Origin of the sequence: Bifidobacterium thermophilum, from assembly GCF_002846655.1 — a bacterium.
GTDB classification, from domain to species: domain Bacteria; phylum Actinomycetota; class Actinomycetes; order Actinomycetales; family Bifidobacteriaceae; genus Bifidobacterium; species Bifidobacterium thermophilum.
In genome coordinates, this window is the sequence record NZ_PCGX01000010.1 from 449,268 (window position 1) to 469,669 (window position 20,402).

Here is a 20,402-nt window from a genome sequence, read left to right on the forward strand (position 1 = left end):
TGGAACCGGCTTCAGGCCGCGCCCCGGCTTGAAGCTGGGCCGCGGCCTGAAATCGTTTCATCATTCCATTATCGATGATACCGTCTGACGGGCGTATCACGGCCCGCCCGGAATCCTACCCGGGCGAACCGTTCAGCGCGCGTTACTTGGTTTTGATCGCGTCAATCGACTTGGTGATCTTGGCGCGCAGCGTGTCGCTCATCGGGGCGGATCCGGCGTTGTCGGCGGCGACCTGCTGACCGTCCTTGCTGACCACGTAGGTGAGCCAGGACTTCACGAACTTCGCGGTGTTGGCGTCCTTGTAGGCCGGGCACACGACGTCGTAGGAGACCAGCACGACCGGGTAGGCGCCATCGGTCTTGGTGGTGTGGTCGAGCTTGACGACCACACGGTTGTCACCCTTGGCGGAATCGTCGAGCGGGGAAGCGTCCACGACCTTGGCGGCGGCTTCAGCCGAATACGGGACGTACTTCTCGCCGACCTTCACGGCCACGGTGCCCAAATCGCCGGCCTTGGAGGCGTCGGCGTAGCCGATGGTGCCGTCGGCCTGGCTGACGGTGTTGATCACGCCATCAGTGCCCTTGGCGCCCTGGCCGACCTCGTTCGGCCAGTTCTCGCCGAGGTCATAGCTCCAGGCATCCGGAGCGACATCTTTGACGTAACTCAGGAAGTTCTTGGTGGTGCCGGACTTATCGGAACGGTGGACCACGGTGATCGCGGTGTCAGGCAGGTTGACCTTCGGGTTCTGCTGCTTGATCGCGTCATCGTTCCACTTGGTGATCTTGCCGTCGAAGATCTTGGCGATGGTCTCGCCGTCGAGGTTGAGGTGCTTGTCCTTGCCGGAGATGCCCTTCAAGTTGAACACGATGGCGATCGGGGAAATGTAGACCGGGACGTCGAACGCGGTGCCGGAAGCGCACACGCTCTTCGACTGGGAGACCTCGTCATCGCTCAGCGAGGCATCGGAACCTGCCCACGCGGTGGCACCGGTGAGGAAGGTGCTCACGCCAGCGCCCGAACCGCTCGGGTTGTACGAGATCTTCGCATCAGGATTCTGCTCCTGATAGCTGGCGATCCAAGCCTCGACAGCGGACTGCTGCGAGGAGGCGCCGGCACCCTGGAACTCGCCGGAAATCTTCTCGGCGGCAGAGGAGGACGAGCCGGAGCTGGAAGTACCAGATGCAGGCTCGTTGTTTCCGCAGGCGCCAAGTGCCGCGATCATGGCGACACCGGAAACAGCTGCGATGGAACGTACAAGCAAATTCTTACGCATGTCTTCTAATCCCTCTGAACATTGCAACGGGCGCGATTGCGCCCTGTGCCTCGGAGCGTGTACCCCGCATCATAAACATGGCACCTTTCCATTCATGACAATTCAAGCCTATGGGAGATTGCGGGGGCTACGGGCCAAATCAGGTGAACGGAAGATGAACTCTTGTCGATATCGTGGGGGCCGCCGCAGGATTGCGTCTCCTGCAAATTACCCACCCACAACCTTCTACCGATGCTGAGGGCGGTGTGAGCATCGGCAGAAACAGGAATTACACAAACTGGCTACGCTGGGAGCGCCCGTCGCGTAACCAGTTTGGGTAAGCACGCAAACCAGCTACGCCGACACGGCCCGCCGCGCAACCAGTTTGGGAAAGCGGACGCGCGCGGGGTCACTTGGCGGGGTCGTCGATTTTGTAGCCCAGGCCGCGCACGGTCGTCAGGTACTGCGGGTGGGACGGATCGGTCTCGATCTTGGAACGCACGCGCTTGACATGCACGTCCAACGTCTTGGTATCGCCGACATAATTCGACCCCCAAATACGGTCAATCAGCTGGTGTCGGGTCATCACGCGCCCCTTGTTCTGCATGAGGTATTCGAGCAACTCGAATTCCTTGAGCGGGAAGAACACATCCTGCCCGCGCACGGTGACCTGATGCTCGCCCACATGCATGGTGATATCGCCGCAGACGAGCGCGACATCGTCATCCTGCGCGCCGGACGCCTGTTCTACGGACTGATTGCGACGCAGCACCGCACGGATGCGCGCCAACAGCTCGCGGAACGAATACGGTTTGGTCACATAGTCATCTGCACCTATTTCCAGCCCGACGACTTTGTCGATCTCCGCGCTTTTCGCGGTGAGCATGATAATCGGCACGCGGCTCTGCTCGCGGATGCGCCGGCACAACGCGATTCCGTCGATGCCGGGAAGCATCAGGTCAAGTAAAACCAGGTCTGCGCCGCCGCGAGTGAACAGTTCCAAGCCCTCCTCGCCAGTTTCGGCGGCCTCGACGTCATATCCTTCGCGGGTCAGCTGATAGACCAACGGTTCTCGATAGGATTCCTCATCTTCAACGATCAGAATGCGTGTCATGCTGTTGTTCTGCTCCTTGCTGTTCCATCTGTCCCGTCTCTACGGCCTGCCTGTCCGTCCGCTCTTGCGACGGCGGCTTCCCGACAGCCCGGATGGACGTATCAGCAGCCTCTTGGCTGCTTGCGGACGCATCATGATCGTCGCCACAGGCCAACGGAAGTTCAATCGTGAACGTCGAGCCGCTCCCCTCGTGCGACCACGCTGAAATCGTGCCGCCGCACTCCTCGACGCAATGTTTCGTGATTGCCAGCCCGAGCCCGGTTCCGCCGGTATCGCGCGACCTGGCAGGGTCCACGCGATAGAAGCGCTCGAAGATACGATCCAGTGACTGTTCAGGAATGCCTATCCCCTGATCAATCACCCGGATGGTCACCGTCCCCTCGGCGTCATGCCGCGCGATATCAGCGGTGACGGTCGTCCCTTCGGGGGAATAGTGAATCGCGTTCTCAATCAGGTTCTTGACCGCCGTGGTCAGCGCACGGGAATCAACCATGATAAGCGCCGGACCACCGGTATGCGTCACACGGATATCGATATTCTTGTGCTCGGCCTGCACGGCGTTCTGTTGGGCGGCGTCCCTGACCACATCCAGCGCGTCGACTTGACGTGCGGAAGCGATGCCGGCCGTGCTTTCCGCGCGCTGCAACTCGATCAGACGCTGGACGAGATTGGTCAGGCGTTCTGATTCCTTCGAAATCCGGCCCGAGAAATAACGCACGGCATCCGGGTCGTCCGCCGCGTCGGTGATGGTCTCGGCAAGCAACGATATCGCCCCGGCAGGTGTTTTCAGTTCGTGCGATACATTCGTCACGAAATCGCGGCGCATCATTTCAAACCGGCGGCGTTCACTGATATCGCGGATGAACACGGCCACACGGCTCTCGTCGATCGGCCCTGCGTGAATCATGAGATGGCGCGTGTGCGTCGGGCTTGCCGTCCCTGCTTTGACACCGCGGCCCGGCCGGTCTCCTTCGCCGAGCAGCTGCCGGCTTTCCAAGGTGATTTCGCGGTCCCGGATTTGCCCGTCCGCCGCGACCATCGCCGCAACCTGCGCCATGTCGTCACTGACGAATTGACCATCTTTGACGACGGCGAGCGCTTCTGCCGCGGGACTGACATAGCGGATATGCCCCTGATCATCCGCGATTACCAGCATGTCAGGCATCGTCTTGATGAACTGTTCTTCCGCCTGACGGACCGTTCCGCAGCCGAACACGCTCTGCTGCCGGGTGAAGCCGCCGACATCGTTCGATTGGGCGGCAGTCTCCTTGGCGGGTTCCTCTGCCGGATTGCCCTTCGTGCCAGCTCCAGATTCGCCCGCATCATGCCGGGTCTGTGCGCTCGCGCGGCGTCCCCAACGGTATCCAAGCAGGACGGCGAGCGCCGACACCGCGACCACAACGATTACGGCGATGGCCAATTGACGTGCGTCCATCGTTCCTCCCTGTGCCGCAGTCGCGGCGACTCCATGTCAAGCGTAACCTCACAGATGCTTTGGCATACCCGAGTTTGACTAAAGTTCGCCTGCTGTTCATATTCACCGCCGAATCCGCTGCTGCGCTGTGTCGCGCACGGCGGACTTACGGCAGCGTATTCCCGCTGACCGCCGCTGACAGCGTTTACAGCCGCTTACAGCCGGCGCACGATGTCGATGGCAAGGCGGGCAGCGGTATCCGCGTACTCGGAGATGTCAAATTCCTTGAACACTTCATAATCGGTGTCGGCGTTGTCGCTCAGCGCGCGGATCACGAGGGCCGGCACATCGTTGCGTGCAGCGACATGCGCGACAGCGGCGCCTTCCATCTCGACCGCGTCGGCGCCGGTAGTCTCCCGCACTTCCTCGACCTTCTCAGGCGAATCGACGAAGTAATTGCCGGATGCGATCGTGCCGACAACATGTTTGATTCCGGCCGCATCGAGGGCTGCCGAGGCGACGTCCAACAGGTGGACATCGGAATGGAATTCCTCGGTTTTCGGCTTCCACTGGCCGACCAGACGCATATCAGTGTCCAGATAACGCAAGGTGCCGCCCAGGACGACATCGTTGATATGCAGGTCGCGGTTGAGATTGCCGGCGATGCCGGAGAAAATCACAGCCTGCGGATGGTAGGTGTCGATGAGGTACTGGGTGGTCGCGGCCGCATTGACCAGACCCATACCGCCGACGGTTGCGGCGACACGGACCTGTTCGCCAGCGTTCGTGGTCAGGGTGCCGTGCGCGACGTCGAGACTTGCCTCACGGTGGTGCTCCACGTGGTCCAGCGAAGCTGCGATGAGCGCGACTTCCTCGTCCAATGCCCCGATGATGGCGATGGTGGTGGTCATTGTTGTTCCTTTGCTCTTGTGTGTTGCGTTGGTTTGATGTGTTGACGTGTTGATGCGCTGATGTTGTTCCGTGCCGACGCGTTAGTGCGTTGGTGCGTTGATTTGCCGCCCGAATCACTCGTTCCAGCGACGTTGCGCGACGGCTTGCGCCAATTCACGCAACAGTTGTTCGGTATCAGGCCACGACAGGCAACGGTCGGTTATGGATTGGCCGTAAACCAGCTGATTAAGCGGGGCAGGCTTCTGGTTGCCGCCCTCAAGGAAGCTCTCCATCATCACACCGGTGATGCCGCGCTCGCCCTGGGCGATCCTCGCGGCGATATCGCGCACGACCTGCGCCTGACGATGCTCGTCCTTGCCGGAATTGCCGTGCGAGCAATCGACGATTAACCCATGCGCCGCCGCGGAATCAGCGGGCAGCATCGCGCGGATGTCCGCCATCGCCTGCGCGACGGATTGCGCATCGTAATTCGGCCCGTGGCTCGAGCCGCGCAACACCACATGGCAGTCGGGATTGCCGAGCGTTTCGACTGCGCTCGCGCGTCCCAGATGGTCGATACCGAAAAACGTGTGCTGTTGGGCGGCCGCATAGCACCCATTGACCGCCGCCTTGACGGATCCGTCCGTGGCGTTCTTGAAACCAACTGGCATAGACAGGCCGCTCGCCAGCTGACGGTGAATCTGGCTTTCCGTATTACGCGCGCCGATTGCTCCCCAGCTGATCGCATCGGCGATATACTGCGGCGATGTCGGCTCCAGGAATTCGGTCGCGGCAGCAAGCCCGGTGTCCAGCACGCTGAGCAGCACGCGGCGGGCGAGCAGCAGGCCCTTGCGAATCTGATGGCTGCCGTCGATGTCGGGGTCGTTAATCAGACCTTTCCAACCGATTGTCGTGCGCGGCTTTTCGAAATACACACGCATGACGATCAGCAACTGGTCATCCAACTCGTCTTTCAGCGCGGACAGGCGATGCGCGTAATCAAGCGCAGCCTTGGGATCATGGACCGAACAGGGGCCCACGATGACCATCAGACGGTCGTCCTGCCCGTACAGGCACGCCCGGATCTCATCGCGCGAATAGGCGACGAGATTCTCCGCCTGCTGCGACAGCGGCAGCGACGACAGCACCTGCGCCGGCGTGGGCAGCGGCTCGAGTTCAAGCACACGGCGGTTGATAATGCGGCTGACACCGACCTGATCCTCCCAGCGCGGAACATCCGTCGCTTCCAAAGGATTCTTGCCTTCGCTGATTGCCTCGTGAATCGCGCGCAAATCCTCCGGCGAATTCAGCGGCTGCTGGCCGACATGCAAAGGATACGCCGCGTGCTGCGGCGCCTCCTGGCTGCCTGGCCTGCCTGACGGCCGCCCTGATGCCGACGGTGTTCTCAGGTCCTTCTTCTGGTCGTTCATCATGCCCTTTCGTCCATACTGACTCAAGCATAACGCCACCGAGCGGAAGGCAGGCAAGACAGTGACCGACGGCAGGCCCGAACTACCGAAGTACCGGACTACCTGATCACGGGACTACCGGACCACCAGGCTACTGGTTCAAGGAACGGCGTGCAGTGACCGCGTCAGCGAGCGTGTGCAGCAGCTGGTCGGTGCGATCCCACGGCACGCAGGCGTCCGTGACGGATTGGCCGTAGACAAGCTGGTCGAGCGGGGCGGGCTTCTGATGACCACCTTTCAGGAAGCTCTCCATCATCACACCGAAAATACCCGGCTCTCCTTGTGCGATGCGCCCGGCGATATTCTCGACCACTTCGGCTTCGCGGACCTCGTTCTTCCCGCAGTTGCCGTGGGCGGCGTCGATGACCACGCCGGCCTCGCTCACACCGGTCGCCTTCGAGGCTTTGAGCGCCTCAAGCGCGGCAGCGACAGACTCGGGGTCATAATTAGGGCCGTGGCTGGAGCCGCGTAAGACCACATGGCAGTCGGGATTGCCCTTCGTTTCAGCCGAAATCACACGGCCGTCAAGATTAATCGAGAGGAAATGATGCTCGAATCCAGCGGTATAGCAGGAATCCGCAGCCGCTTTAATCGATCCGTCCGTGGAGTTCTTGAAACCGACCGGCATGGACAGACCGCTCGCCAGCTCGCGGTGCACCTGGCTTTCCGTGTTGCGGGCGCCGATTGCGCCCCAACTGATCAGGTCGCACAAGTACTGCGGAGTAATCGGGTCAAGCCATTCGGTGGCGGCCGGCAAGCCCAGACCCAGCACATCAGTCAGGACTTTGCGCGCCAGCCACATGCCTTTGCGGATATTGAACCGACCGTCGAGGTCTGGGTCGTTGATCAGGCCTTTCCAGCCGATGGTCGTGCGCGGCTTTTCGAAATACACGCGCATGACGATGAGCAGACGGTCGCTCAACTCGCGGTTGACGGCGGCAAGCTTGGTCGCGTATTCGTGGGCCGCTTTGGGGTCGTGGATCGAGCAGGGGCCGACAAGCACGAGCAGACGGTCATCACGACCGTGCATAATATCGCGGATTTCCTGACGCGAACGCAGCACCAGATCACGCGCATCGTCGGTCAACGGCAACTCACGCAGGAAGGCGCGCGGCGCGGGAATCGGGTCAAGCTGGCGTATGTTGATGTCCACAGTCTCGGGGAGCACGGCCGCATCGCCGAATCGGCGCTCATCCTCAGCACTATCGGGACCACGCAGACCAGCCATCACTCTCTCTCCTTTCGACATTCCGGACATGGACTACTCACCCTATCGCAAGGCGCGGAGCTAGCCCATCGGGTGATTGCATGCTGAAACGCAAACCGCCTGCCGACGCTACTGGTGTTTCAGCGTCGGCAGGCGGGAACGTGAGATGACAGGTGTCGTCAGTCGGCCAGAGCACCCATCGGGTCCCAGGCGGGGAGCATGATGGCGGGCTCGCCCAGCGCTGCCTGGTATTCGGCCGGGAGCATCGTGCGCGGCACGGCCACCTCGTACACGTACTCGGTGAACCAGTCGTCGCTCATGGTGAAGTAGCCCTTGTCAGCAATCTTTTCGCCCCACGAGTTCTCGACACGCCAACGACGGGTCGTTTTGCCGTCATCGGCCACGTCAACACCGACGAACGCCATCGCGTGGTTCATCGCGGAATCGGCGAACCGCACGCGATCCTGCTTGTTCATATCGAAGTCCACATTGTAGACACGGCCGTACTCGAACAGGTCGGTCGCCCAGGCGCCTGACTCGCGGTCCATCATCGGATGACAATCCGCGCCGAACCACACCGGGATGCCCTGCTCGGTCAGGATCCGGCGCACGCAGTCCTTCATGAACTCGTTCGGCACATTGAGGTATTCGGTCGGGTCTCCCCCGGCGACATTGCCCAAATGCTCGATACCAATCTTGCGGCCCTTCGGATGTTCGACGCGCGGATCATCCACGAGGCACACGTAGTCCTCGAGCCCAGCATTCACATACTTCTTCCAGAAGTCGACCGGCGTAATCTCGCCGTCACGATGGAAATTGCCGTCCGCGTCGGTCCACTCCCAATCGAAGCTCTTCGGCGGTTCGCCAAGGTGGATGGTGAGGATGCGATGCCCGGCGTCGGTCGTACGCGCGATAATCTCGTCGATCTGCGCCTTGTTCGTGTACATATGCGCGACCGCGGTGTGCAGCAGCGCACGCAGCTGCGTGTTCATCTCGCCGGTGTTCTTCGAGGACGCGGTCTCCGGGAACAGGTCCTTGGGGACGGCACCGTACTTCTTGTACACGTTCATCGCCATCGTCCACTGGCCGCCGTCGCCCATCACGTCATGCAGAAGATGCTGCATCAGGCGGGAATCCGACGGCTCGCCGGCGCGCACCAACGCGGCGACGTCCTTGAGGAAGTAGTTGACGCGCTCGAGCTTGTCATAGTACATCGCGTAATTCTGGGAAAACTCAAACTCCTTCAGCCCCAGGTTCTTCTTCGCGATGAAGCGGGCGACATTCAGCGAGCTGAACAGCCAGCAGCGGCCGGAATGGTCCTGATGGGTGACGGTGCCGTTGTCAACGACCGTGGAGAAGCGCCGCTGCAGGCGGCGGGCACGGTCATAGTTGCGTGCGACATTCTGGATGCCGGCGACAGTAACCGCATTCATGGCGAGGTGATTATGCTCGCTCGCGTCGAATTCCTGACGCAGATTGTCCAATGCTTCAGCGCTCAACGGCGTGATCTGGTCCATTCCTACCCCTTGTCTGTTCATATTGATGATTTCTGTCTGTATTCCAGTATTCCCGATTTCCGGTATTCCTGTGTTTCGCCCGTGCGCATGGCGAGCGTGGTACATACGGCAGGAGGAGCGCCGGAATCCGGACGCTCCTCCATGTGTCAATGCCTTGAACGTCATGGGCTGACCGATGCCGTGATGACGGCGTCAGCGGGCTTTTCCAAGGCACATCATATCAGGTTCAGCAATCAGTTGTTTGCGTTACCATCCTCGTTCGCGGAAGACGCGGGCAGCTGAGCCTGCTGTGAAGCCGGCAACTGCTGGTCTTGCGCGGCGGCCTTGGGCTTCGCCCCCTCGCCGTCGGCGACCACGCCGGTGACCGCGACATCGTCGTTTTCAGCCTTCGGCGCACCGAAGTTGAAGCCGGAGAATGCGTTGGCGAACATCGAACGCAGCTCGGTGACACGCTGGGTGATGCTGGATTCACGCTGCTGCAGCTCGGCGATATGCTGCTGGAGCCCGTCAAGCTCGCTCTTTGCGGCCTGGCGACGTTCCTCAATCTGCTTGGCGGCGTCTTCCTGGGCCTTCTGGAGAATCTGCGCAGCCTGCTCATCGGCGGCCTTGCGCTTCTGGTCGGCGTAAGCGTCGGCTTCCTCGCGGATCTTCTTCGCCTTACCAATCAGATCGTTCGCTTCCTGCTTGGCGGCGGTACGACGCTCTTCGAGATTGTCAAGCAGCTCGTTGACCTTCTTGGTCGCATCGTCCTGCTGGGCCGCGATGTCAGCGCGAATCTGTTCGGCCTCGGCATCGACCTGGCTCATGGTCTTCGTACGATACACCTCGGCCTGATCGGAGATCTCCTGGGCCTTGGCCCTGGCGGCATCGGTGATTTCACCGGCCTTGCGCTGGGCCTCGGTCATCGTGCGGGACGCCTGCTCACGCACGTCGGCGAGCTTCTTATTCGCCTCGGCGAGCGCCTTCTCAATCTGATCGTTGGCTTCGCTCTTCAAATGCGCGATCTCTTCGTTCGCAGCCTTACGCTGAGCCGCAATCTTCTGCGTGGCGTCGGCCTTCATGTCGGAGATCTCACGGTTCTGCTTGGCCAGATCGGAGGCCATACGCTTCTTCTGCTCTTCACGGGCGTTGCTCAGCTCAAGCTTGACGGTGTCGCGCTGCTCGGTGACGGCCTTGGCAGCTTCGGCACGCATCTGCGCGACTTCTTCCTTCGCGTTCGCGGTGATTGTCGCAGCTTCGGAATTCGCCTTGTCCAGCGTGGCCTTCGCCTTCGCATTCGCCTCGTCGGTGATGTGCTTGGCATCGAGCTTCGCGTTGTTCAGCAGGGTCTCAGCCTGCGCCTGGGCTGAGGCGCGCGTCGAGGCGGCGTCCTGCTTGGCGCGGTTGAGCAGCTCCTGGCTGGTCTGCTCTGCGGAGGCGAGCATCTGCTGGGCGTTTGCGCCAAGAGAAGCGAAGGAATTGCCCTTCGACGCCTTCTTGACGTTGTTTTTCTCTTCCTGCAACTGCGCCTGCAACTGCAGAATCGTGTCATCGCTTGACTTGACCTGCTCACGCAGACGATTCAGCGACTCCTGCGACGCATTGATGGCCTCGTCGACCTTCTCCTTGTCGTAACCGTGAAACACGATCGGGAACCGATCAACCATGAATATTCCTTTCGCCCACGGAGCGAGTGCTCCGCAACACACAACCGATTGAACTCTACCCCAAAAATAGGACGTTCAGGAACGCCATCACTTCATGTTCACAGTTGCGTTCGAAGCCCGCCGGCGCAGGTGCACACACGCCGCTTATGCGAGCAGAATCTCCCCCGACGAAGGCTCCAGATAGTAGCGCACCGTCTCATGGACCACATCACGCGCCGCCGCGATCTGTTGGGCGAGCGGCAGACCATGCTGGGGGTGCGGTTGCTCGTTGACCGTGGGGAAATTGAGGAAACCACCGATGACATGGTCTTTCGTCGCAGCCCAGTTCAACAGGTTGTAGAACAGCGAGTTGCACACGTAGGTGCCCGCGTCGGAGCTCAAAGTCGCGGGGATATGGTGATCGGCGAAATCCTTGAGGATGGAGCGCAGGGGCAGACGCGTCCAATATGCGGCCGGCCCTTCGGGGTCAATCGGCATGCGCCGCGGGCGACGATTGTCTGCATCAGGTTTGGCGGCGTCCATCAGATTGGTGGCGCAACGTTCCAACTGCATGCCACGCGCCGCACGTTTGAGACCCGTCGCGATGACGATATCCGGGTGCGTGCGCTCGATGGTCTCCAGCAGCATCGGCCACGCCTTGGCGAAACTGACCGGGAGCAGCACCGTGTGGATGGTCACCTGCGCATCAGCCAAAAGGCGGTCTTGCTCGGCGAACCCGGCAAGCCCGTCGCGTTCCAACGCAGACAGCACCTCGAGACATGGGTTGACGTCGATGCCCTCGTATGGCTCGAATCCGGACATCACCACATTGATCTGCTTCATACCTTCAAGTCTAGCCACAACCGCATTACTCCTGTGAGCACGGGCTTACGCCGATATACGCCTACCTACGCCTCGTCGGGACGCACCATGCCCTGCACGCGGTCGATGGCGCGTTTGCGGGTCGCCTCGAACGCGAAACGCTTGACCATCTCCAGATCGTCCTGCGTGGTGATTTTCATATTGCTTTCACTGCCGGCGACAATCGCAACACGCGTATCCGGCAGATAATCCACGACGACGCGAGTATCGTCGGTCGGATGGAAATCCGGGTCTTGCGCGGCGAGCTCGTATGCGTGGCGGATTGTCTTGAAGCGGAAGGCCTGCGGGGTCTGGGCGCGGAACATATCGCTGCGATCGGGCACCGCATGCACTACTTTGCGGTCGCCCAAATCTTCGGTGACGAGAATCGTGTCCGTCGAGGCCATGGCGACCGTCGCCGCATCGAATTCATCCAAGGCGTCGATGCAACCGTCGATCGAGGACCGCTCGACGAACGGACGCACCGAATCATGGATCAGCACCTTCGCGTCCTGCGGGATACCGAAATCCGCAAGCATCTGCAACGCGCTCTCCGTGCTGTCTACGCGTTCGGCGCCGCCTTCGATGATTGCACGGACTTTCGCGTAGCCGCCTTCGTCCACCAGACGCTCGACCTCGTCGCGCACCTGCGGGTTCACCACGACGACGATATCCGTGATTCTCGGGTCGTATTCGAAGGCCTCGATGCTCCAGCACACCACCGGTTTATTGGCCACCGCGACCAATTGCTTGGGGTTTCGGGCATCGAAACGGGTTCCGAAGCCCGCAGCCAGCACCACCGCGACCACAGGGACCTGGGCTGGTGCGGCGGCCGGTTCGGCGGCTGATTCGGCGGCTGATTCGGCGGGTTCGGTGGCCGGTTGGGATTGGACTGCCTCTTGCCGGTCGGCATCGCAAGCCTGCGACTGCCGGGCACGGTCGGGCTGCCGGTCATGCTGGGATTCTGGACTCTCTTCGCACATACGCCCCACCGTAAACGCAACCATGCCCTGATGCCACGATATCCGCGGGTTTCTGCACCGAATCTTTATCGCACGCGCTACGCCGGCCGACAGACGGTCAGGCTTGGCGCGAGATCAAGGCGAGCATACGGCCCTCATGGGTTTTCTTCGCGAGCGCGGCGCGGCGATGCGAGTACCACAGCGGGTTCTCCAAGGTGCATAGGCTGTGTTTGATGGCGCCGACCCGCTCGTCAAGCTCAGGATCGCCCTCGTTGTCGATACGGCACAAGTCGCGCAGTTCCTGGTCTTGCGCGAGATATTGCGTTGCGGCGGCGACGCGGGGCCGCGAATCGATGATGCGTTCGGCTCTTACACCGGCCTTGTCCAGGCACTGGCGGGCGGCGGCGGCAATATCGATGCCAGGGCCGCCGAAGCGGGTGAGCGTGTAGGTGCCGGGGAATTTCGCGTCGAACGCGTCGGCGATATCCCCACCTACCTCATAGCAGTCGCCACAGATACATGGTCCGAGCGTGGCGACGATACGGGAGCGTTCTGCACCTTTGGAACACATGAGATCGATGGTATGGGCGATAATGTCGCGTTCCAACCCTCGCCTGCCGCAATGCGCACCCGCGATGATGCCGGATACCGGATCTGCCATGAGAACAGGCAGACAATCCGCTGCGAAGATACCGAGCGCGATGCCGGTGCGCGAGGTCACCTGGCCGTCGGCGGCGACCACCTGAGGCTGCCTGTCCGTGTCGACGCCTGTGTCGGTGGCCTCAGAGTTCGCGGCGTCTGCAGCCGTGCCGTCTGCCCGCACGGTGCCGGATACATCGAATCCGAAGGGTGTGTTGATGGTGAAGGAACCGTCGACATCCACTGCTTCCCCGGAATGGACTTGACTGATCAGCGACAGGTCAGCGCCGACCGCGGTGCGCAAAGCCACCCGGTTGGCGAGCACATGTTTGGGGTCGTCTCCGGATTTGCCGCCCAGATTGCACGCCGCGTAATCGTCTTGGCTGACCCCTCCCAACCGGGTCGTGTAGGTCACGGTGATACCCGGCGCAAGGATGACCGGAATGGTGACGGGGATTGGATTGCCGGATTCGTCTACCGGCGGGATGGCGTTGCTGTCCACGATGTTCGCAGGATCGTTCATACCGCCTATCCTAGCGGTATGCCATGCAATCGCCATACGCCCGACCTTGCCCACTCTCAGCGTGGTCGTGGCACCCTGCCTGGTTTTGCCTAGTTCTGCCAGATTTCGTACGCCGGGACATACGCAGCCTGCCGGACCGCGGCGAAAAACGGCAGGATGCCATCGGGTTCGACGACTTGTGTATGCCACGGCATACGCAGCTGGATAGTTCAACTCAGAGGAACGGCGGATGCCGACCATCCAGCGTGCCGTGTATGCTGCGGCATACGCAATCAGCCATACGCCACGTCCCGGCCTCGGCCGAACTGAGCCGTACCGCCGGCTCCACCCGAACCCGAGCCGCCCGCCCCGACTATTCGGCTTTCAGCGTGCGATTGCGGGCGCGCGAACGGATCGCGGCGTTCTCGGTCACCGGCTCAGGGCAGGGCATGGAGAACACATGGGCGGGGTTGTTCACCGATTCAACCCAATGGCCATCGGCGTCAAGGAACCCACCCGCCGGCACGGTCATACGCAGCGGCTCGCGACCGGGCATCAGGAACTCGACTTCCTGCCCGGCTTCGATTTTGTTGCGGCTCATGAGCGTGACTCGCTGTGTCGCAGCGTCATACGACATCACTTCGCCCACGACGATCCAATCGCGGAAATACCCGCCGCGGTCCGTATTTTGCCCGACCGGTTGCTCAGGATAGTAGAAGCCCGTGCTGTATTCGCGGTGCGAGACCTTATACGGCTCGTCCAACACCCATTGCGGCAGGCGGACATGCGGCGCGTCACCGGGCATGCGCGCGGCATCGCCCAGCAACGCGGGTTGTCCTGCCGGCGTTCGGCGGACCCGGTCGGCGAACGGCCGCAGCGTATGGCCTTGCCCGTCCTCGAACCCGCGTTGGACCATATACGCGTCCACCGCCGTCTTGTAGGCGTTCGTGACTGCGGCAACGTAATATGCGCTTTTCGCCCGGCCCTCGATTTTCAGGCTCGTCGCTCCCGCGTCGATGAGGTCATCAAGATGGCCGAGCATGTTCATATCCTGCGAATTGAACAGGAACGTCCCCTCGCCGTTCTCCTCGACCGGGAAGAAGCGGCCGGGACGCTTTTCCTCGACCACATGGTATTTCCAGCGGCAGGGCTGCGCGCAATCGCCGTGGTTGCCGCTGCGTCCGGTCAGATAATTCGACAGCAGGCAGCGCCCGGAGAAGGCCATGCACATCGAGCCGTGCACGAAGCATTCGATATCAAGATCGTCCGGCGTGTTCGCGCGGATGTCACGGACCGCGTCCAAGTCAAGCTCGCGGGCGAGCACCACACGCTTCGCGCCCAGTTCGTACAGCGCGTTCGCGGCACCGTAGTTGGTGACGCCTGCCTGCGTGGACACATGCAATTCGAGATTCGGGGCGATATGGCGGGCTTCCATCATGATGCCGATATCGGTGACGATCAGCGCGTCAACCCCGACTTCGGCGAGCTGGCCCAGATACTCGCGCATGGCCGCGACCTCGTCGTTATGCGGCAGGATGTTGCAGGTAACGTACACGCGGGCGCCATGCTTGTGCGCGTACCGCGCGCCCTCCTCGAAATCCTCGAGCGTGAAATTCTTCGGTGCCGAACGCATGCCGAAGGCCTTGCCACCGCAATAGACGGCGTCCGCGCCGAAATCGACTGCGGTTTTCAGGCTGCGCAGGTTGCCGGCCGGCGCCAGCACTTCGGGGCGCCGGCGAGTATGGCGTAAGGTCGCCGCAATCGGAGCTGCGGCTGCGTCCACAATCGACGCGGTCTGTGAAGTCTGTGCGGTCATTGGTGTGATCGCCGCCGGAATCTGTCCGGCCTGTGGAGTCTGCGAAGTCGTCATCTGTTCATTCATCACCGCATAGCATAACAACCTCGCCGCGATGACACGTCCTGCAACGTTCTGCAGCGTCTTTTCCCCAGAACCGCCTCCCCACGAATCGCTCCATTCCACGAACTGGTTACGCTGACAAGCCCCTCAGCGTAACCAGTTTGTGGAAGACAGCAGGTGCTGGAGACCAGCTCAGCCGAGATAGGCGAGTTCGTCGGGGCTGAGCTCGAGTTCGTCGGACTTGAGTGAGTCAAGGATGGTTTCGGGCCGATGCGCGCCCGGAATCACGAACATGTGGTCGCCCTTGGCAAGCTCCCACGCGAGCACCACCCGCTGGTAGCTGACACCATGCTTCGCGGCGACTTCACGGAACGGGTCGAACAGATGCTCGTCGTAGGGGTGGCGATACCCGCCAAGCGGACTCCAGCACACGAATGCGAGGCCGAGTTTCGCACAGTAATCAAGCGTGTCCTGAGTTTCCAGATGAATCGGGGAATACTGGTTCTGCACGGCGACCAGCTTGTCGCCCAACACGCGCCGGGCGATATCCAGCTGTTCGATAGTGACGTTCGACACGCCCGCCCATTTGGCCACACCCTGGTCGAGCAGCGCCTTGATGCCTTCGCAGGACTCCTCGTACGGGACCTCCGGGTCATGGCGGTGCAGGTACAGCAGGTCGATCGCGTCCACGCCGAGCGCCTGCGCCGACTGCTTGCCGTATTCGATGAGATGCTCCGGCTTGCCGTCACGCGGCCAGATCGGCTTGTCGCCGTCCCATGCGCGGCGCAAACCCACCTTGGTGGCGACCAGTACCTCGTCACGCGGGCCGTTCCACGTGTCAAGCGCCTCGCGCACCAGCTTCTCACCGGTCTGCTCCTCCTCGCCGGGCGTGTAATATGCCCACGCGGTGTCGATATGGCGGCATCCGGCGTCAAGGGAGGCATGCAGCGTCTCGATGCCGACCGCATGTCCGCGGTTGTTCTCGATGGTCAGCGGCATTTCGCCATGCCCGATGGCGGTGGTGTGGAACGGTCCCAGATCACGGAATAACGTCATGAATCCTCCTTCGCGGACACCGCATACCCTCATGGCAGGCGGCTGCCGGACAACGTGTCCGTCGGCCAAGCGGCCTCGGCACCGATTCACCTATCGCAGCTTGACGCAATCAGTTCCAGCCTACGGGCGGATATGGATTTCGCGGTGATTTCGCAGTGAGTACGTAGCAATTGCACGATAATCACGCAGGGCGATTCTGTCAGCTGATCCACCGGTACTGTGGATTCTGACGCCTGCCACTTCGGATGCCTTGGTCAGTCACCGAACAGCCAATTCCACAGGTTGATGACATGGTCAACGCCTGCGTCCAACGCCATGCCGACAAAGGTGAACTGGTCCTCAAACTCCTGCTCGTCGATAACAATCGGAATCGTGTCCCGGCCACGCCACAGTGCCTTATTGGCGATACCGAAGGCGGCGGCGAACACCAGATACCGGTTCCACAACTTCAAATCAGGGATGTCACGATCCTTGAACTCGCCGAAATCCTCAAGATAGTCGGCAAGACCGTTGACCTGGGTCGCATAGTAGCGACCGGTATACGTCAAACCGTACCGATTCGTGCCGAGCAGCATCGTCACGGCAAGCACCATCGTCACCGCCGGGAGCAATGCAATCAGACCTTGTGCCATCAGCACAGCTAATGCGACGAACGAGACAGGCAGCAGCACCAGCCCACATACCAGCGCGAGCCGCCCCACACGATGGGTGGCATGCAAACCGCGGAATTCCAGCCGCATCCGGTCGGAAAAACCGGTGAGTGCCTGCGTGCCGTCACCCCAATTGCGGTATGTTTCACGCATCTGCGAGGTGTCGAACATGGTGACGCCCTTATGCTGCGCCACACGTTCCAAAACATCAAGCGCAGCCATTTCGCTGTCGTACAGGGCAAGGTGCGGATCATGAGCAGCGGGCAGGATCACGATGGTGGTGACGCTGCCCTCGGGGCCGTCAAATCCCAGCCAGCCGTCTGCTACGCGATGAATGGGGTCAGGCGTTGTCTTGCCGGGGGATGTACCAGAATCGGCCGGAGCATACGGTGAGGGCGTGACGGCAACTGCCGGTCTGGGCACCCCTGTTGGGGTGGACGGCTGCGGCGACACTGGCGTGAACGTTTGTCCCGGCATCGCATCGAGGACCTGCGCGCCCGGTACGTCAGCGAATGCGACAGAAGCGCGGGGGTTGCCGTAAGCGTCGGCGATGTATTCGCCTGGATGGCCGGCAGTTTGCTTCCCGCCCGCCGCCCCGGCGGCGGCGTTACGACCCACATTCCCAGGCAGCAGCGCGATCGCGCCTTTGGAAGCAAGCGACAGCACCGACGCGGCCAGTGCGCGGGGAAGCACACTGGACCAATCTCGCCCGTTCATCATGCCGCGAATCCAAGCAGCGCTTGCCGGACTGATATCCGGTTCCTGGCGCCAATATCCGATGCTTTTCACCACGCGTGCGCTCAAGGCGGCGGCGACCATCGATACGAGTCCGGCCACCGCGAGCGCAACGCACAACGCGAGCAGATTCAACTGACCGGTCGACAAGCTCGGCGGCGCCGCACTGCTCACGGCCTGCAACACGTCGGAACGGAACCGGGCACCCATGATGTACAGCATCAACACGATACTGAGCGCGAGCACGATAAGACCCGCGAATGCCCCGCGCAGCACCCGATGATGCTCGAGGAAATGCGGCAACGGCATAGCCGACAGCCAATCCAGCGCATGGTCCGGCCTGCCGCCGGCATCAACGATATACACGGTATCTTCGCCTCGGTGTCAGCGGCCGCCGAAACTGCCGCCGCCGGCTCCGCCGCCACCACCGCCGAAGCCGCCACCACCGGAGAAGCTACCACCAGAGAAACCGCCGCCCGACGACGAGCTTGCCGGGGCGAGCAAAGTCTGCGCGGCATCCGAGACCTGTGCGAATCCGGCGCTCAGCTGGTCACCCAGATCAGTGAAGGACGATGGCGTAAACGAGGCGCCTGCCGCAGCACCGCCAAACGCAGCGCCCGCATTCGGCCCGAAGTCGAAGGACCACAGGCTCGGGCGGTACATCCAGTACAGCAGCGAATCGGTGGCGTTCTCGTCAAGCCATCGCGCATCGGACAGCTCGGGGGCCGCCTGGGCCAGTTGCCGCATGACTACCTCGGATAATCCGAAAGCCGCCGCATACACGAGATACCGGTCCCACAAGGCGAGATCGGCAGCGCCGCGATCCTTGAAATCACTGAAATCGGTGATGTAGCGCTTGAATGCGTCGATCTGGGTGGCCAGTGCCTTGCCCTTGTCGGTGAGCACCTGGAGATGTATGAGGCCGATGTACGCACCGACGCAGCAGGCGACCGGCAGGACGGTCACGAATTGCAGGAACAGGTTGCTGGCAAACATGTTGTGGCACACAATCGCATATACCACGCTCAGGCAAGCCACGAGATTGCTCCAGCCGCCGTATGAGGTGGACGCGTTGAGCTTGCCGTACTCCAGAATGAACTTGAGTTTCAGGTCCTGTAGCTTCCTGGCGCCCTCCTCCCAGTCATTCATCATGGCGCGCATCTGTTGCATGTCGAACACGCGGGACGCGTGGTGTTCGCCCACCAGTTGTAAGTAGTCAAGCAGCGCGCTCTCCGACTCGCACAGGTTCAACGCGTCGCGGTGCGCAGGGTCATAGCTGCCAGGTTCGATTGCGATCGTCACGTTGTAGTAGGACGGGACCGATGTCACGGATGCCGCTACCTGCGGGGTGTTGACATAGGATGACACGGTTGCGCCGTCCGGATGGGACACGTCGATGGCGCCATACGAGGCTACCGAGCCGGGCAGGATCCTGATGGCGTGTTTCGAGGCGAGTGACAGCATGGTAGCATTCAACGCGCGCGACTGGGTCTGATCAGAAGAGATGTGCTCAATCACCCCATTGAGCTGCGCGGCATTGTTCGGGCTCATATCCGGCGGATCGCGGCGGTACCCGGGGTCTTGGGGGAACGCCGCTTTGCGCTTGCTGCGGATGATCGCCATGATTAGGCAGAGCATGATCAGGATGCCGATAATCACGGCGAGCGCAATCTTGGCGATCAGCAGCGCGGCTTCCACCTTGCGTTTCGAGTTCCACTCCTGCTCTTTGCGCTGTTCCGTGCTCATCAGTGTGCTGCGGTATTCGCCGCTGACGTGACGGGCGACATCTTTGGTCGCTGACACGTCGTACATGGTGACCAGATCCAGGTACATGCCGGATTTCACGTCGTACGCGGTGAAATTGAGCGACCCTCCCTTGCCGCGCGAAGTGGTTGATGTGCCCTCATAATGCAGCCACGCCCACGAGTTCTTCTCGCTGATTCCCTCCGGGAAGGTGACGGTACCGGTCAGTTTGCCGATTGGGACGCTGTTTGATTCGCCCACGGGCTCCCACTGGAATGCGGCGACATCGTCGTATGCCGTGGCGACGCCTTTGAACGTCATAGAAATATCGAAGCCGATGCTGTCGGCGGCATTGACTGCCGGAATATTCCAGCCGAGCTCCACGGTGCCGTTGGTTGTGGAGGCGGGATCGTACTGTTGCAGCGAGTCGCTGGAGTCTACAGTACCGATATACCAGTGCCCTGCATACTGGCTGTTCCACTGGGAGATGGTCTGCGAGCCGGCGATGATGGGGTCTGCCTGCGAATAGCTCACCCCGGCAGTGGTGTTGCGCACGCTAATGTCCGTAATTGCGGTGAGTTTGTCAGGGTCCAGCGTGTAGCGCTGATACAGTTGCCGCCAAGGCCTGTCACGGTTCTGGAGCTTGACATCGATATGTTCGGTGATGCGCAGGTCGCCGTTGGCCATCACCTTGACCTGATAGTCCACGCTCCGATATGACAGATCTGGGGAGCTGGTCCAACCAGTCGTCAAGACCAACGCGGCGGCGGCGACCAACGTCACCGCGACCATGATTGCAATGGTCTTCAGCCAAGTATTGCCCCGGTTCTGCATATTTGCCCTTCCGACTATCCTCGAAAATCCACGACGACAATCCCCGCGGTCCGCGGCACTGTAAGCACCGCGG

15 protein-coding genes are annotated in these 20,402 nt (G+C 61.4%); all 15 read right to left on the bottom strand.

Features of this window, described 5'->3' with window-relative positions:
* Positions 1-142: 142 nt before the first annotated feature.
* Positions 143-1,273: a phosphate ABC transporter substrate-binding protein PstS gene (gene pstS, locus CQR48_RS07370; protein WP_015451010.1), complete on the bottom strand. Its 1,131-nt coding sequence runs from the start codon at positions 1,271-1,273 to the stop codon at positions 143-145.
* Between the two features lie 388 nt (positions 1,274-1,661).
* Entirely contained in the window at positions 1,662-2,366 is a 705-nt protein-coding gene (locus tag CQR48_RS07375) for a response regulator transcription factor (protein ID WP_015451011.1), read from the bottom strand.
* Positions 2,344-3,801, bottom strand: a complete 1,458-nt coding sequence (locus CQR48_RS07380; RefSeq protein ID WP_052401572.1) for an ATP-binding protein — start codon at positions 3,799-3,801, stop codon at positions 2,344-2,346. Before CQR48_RS07380 ends, CQR48_RS07375 begins: the two co-directional genes overlap by 23 nt.
* 194 nt (positions 3,802-3,995) lie before the next feature.
* Entirely contained in the window at positions 3,996-4,691 is a 696-nt protein-coding gene (gene mtnN / locus CQR48_RS07385; RefSeq protein WP_015451013.1) for a 5'-methylthioadenosine/S-adenosylhomocysteine nucleosidase, read from the bottom strand.
* 114 nt (positions 4,692-4,805) lie between these two features.
* Positions 4,806-6,104: a 3-deoxy-7-phosphoheptulonate synthase gene (locus CQR48_RS07390; RefSeq protein WP_244898965.1), complete on the bottom strand. Its 1,299-nt coding sequence runs from the start codon at positions 6,102-6,104 to the stop codon at positions 4,806-4,808.
* Between the two features lie 127 nt (positions 6,105-6,231).
* The gene (locus CQR48_RS07395; RefSeq protein ID WP_101452475.1) at positions 6,232-7,368 is read right to left on the bottom strand and encodes a 3-deoxy-7-phosphoheptulonate synthase; all 1,137 of its coding nucleotides are present in this window, start codon (positions 7,366-7,368) and stop codon (positions 6,232-6,234) included.
* Between the two features lie 158 nt (positions 7,369-7,526).
* The gene (locus tag CQR48_RS07400; RefSeq protein WP_101452476.1) at positions 7,527-8,864 is read right to left on the bottom strand and encodes a C1 family peptidase; all 1,338 of its coding nucleotides are present in this window, start codon (positions 8,862-8,864) and stop codon (positions 7,527-7,529) included.
* Positions 8,865-9,097: 233 nt separating this feature from the next.
* Positions 9,098-10,510: a cell division protein gene (locus CQR48_RS07405; RefSeq protein ID WP_101452477.1), complete on the bottom strand. Its 1,413-nt coding sequence runs from the start codon at positions 10,508-10,510 to the stop codon at positions 9,098-9,100.
* 144 nt (positions 10,511-10,654) lie between these two features.
* On the bottom strand, positions 10,655-11,332 hold the full coding sequence (locus CQR48_RS07410) for a pyroglutamyl-peptidase I (RefSeq protein WP_033506057.1): 678 nt from the start codon (positions 11,330-11,332) through the stop codon (positions 10,655-10,657).
* Between the two features lie 65 nt (positions 11,333-11,397).
* Entirely contained in the window at positions 11,398-12,333 is a 936-nt protein-coding gene (locus CQR48_RS07415) for an IspD/TarI family cytidylyltransferase (protein ID WP_244898966.1), read from the bottom strand.
* Positions 12,334-12,430: 97 nt separating this feature from the next.
* The gene (locus CQR48_RS07420) at positions 12,431-13,474 is read right to left on the bottom strand and encodes a purine nucleoside phosphorylase YfiH/LACC1 family protein (RefSeq protein ID WP_101452478.1); all 1,044 of its coding nucleotides are present in this window, start codon (positions 13,472-13,474) and stop codon (positions 12,431-12,433) included.
* Between the two features lie 352 nt (positions 13,475-13,826).
* The gene (locus CQR48_RS07425) at positions 13,827-15,335 is read right to left on the bottom strand and encodes a peptidase U32 family protein (RefSeq protein ID WP_244898967.1); all 1,509 of its coding nucleotides are present in this window, start codon (positions 15,333-15,335) and stop codon (positions 13,827-13,829) included.
* A gap of 168 nt (positions 15,336-15,503) precedes the next feature.
* On the bottom strand, positions 15,504-16,367 hold the full coding sequence (locus tag CQR48_RS07430) for an aldo/keto reductase (protein ID WP_101452479.1): 864 nt from the start codon (positions 16,365-16,367) through the stop codon (positions 15,504-15,506).
* Positions 16,368-16,621: 254 nt separating this feature from the next.
* Positions 16,622-18,118, bottom strand: a complete 1,497-nt coding sequence (locus CQR48_RS07435; RefSeq protein WP_101452480.1) for a DUF2207 family protein — start codon at positions 18,116-18,118, stop codon at positions 16,622-16,624.
* Positions 18,119-18,136: 18 nt separating this feature from the next.
* Positions 18,137-20,329 (bottom strand): DUF2207 domain-containing protein, encoded by a 2,193-nt coding sequence (locus CQR48_RS09195; protein ID WP_180334584.1) that lies wholly within the window; start codon positions 20,327-20,329, stop codon positions 18,137-18,139.
* Positions 20,330-20,402: the final 73 nt, after the last annotated feature.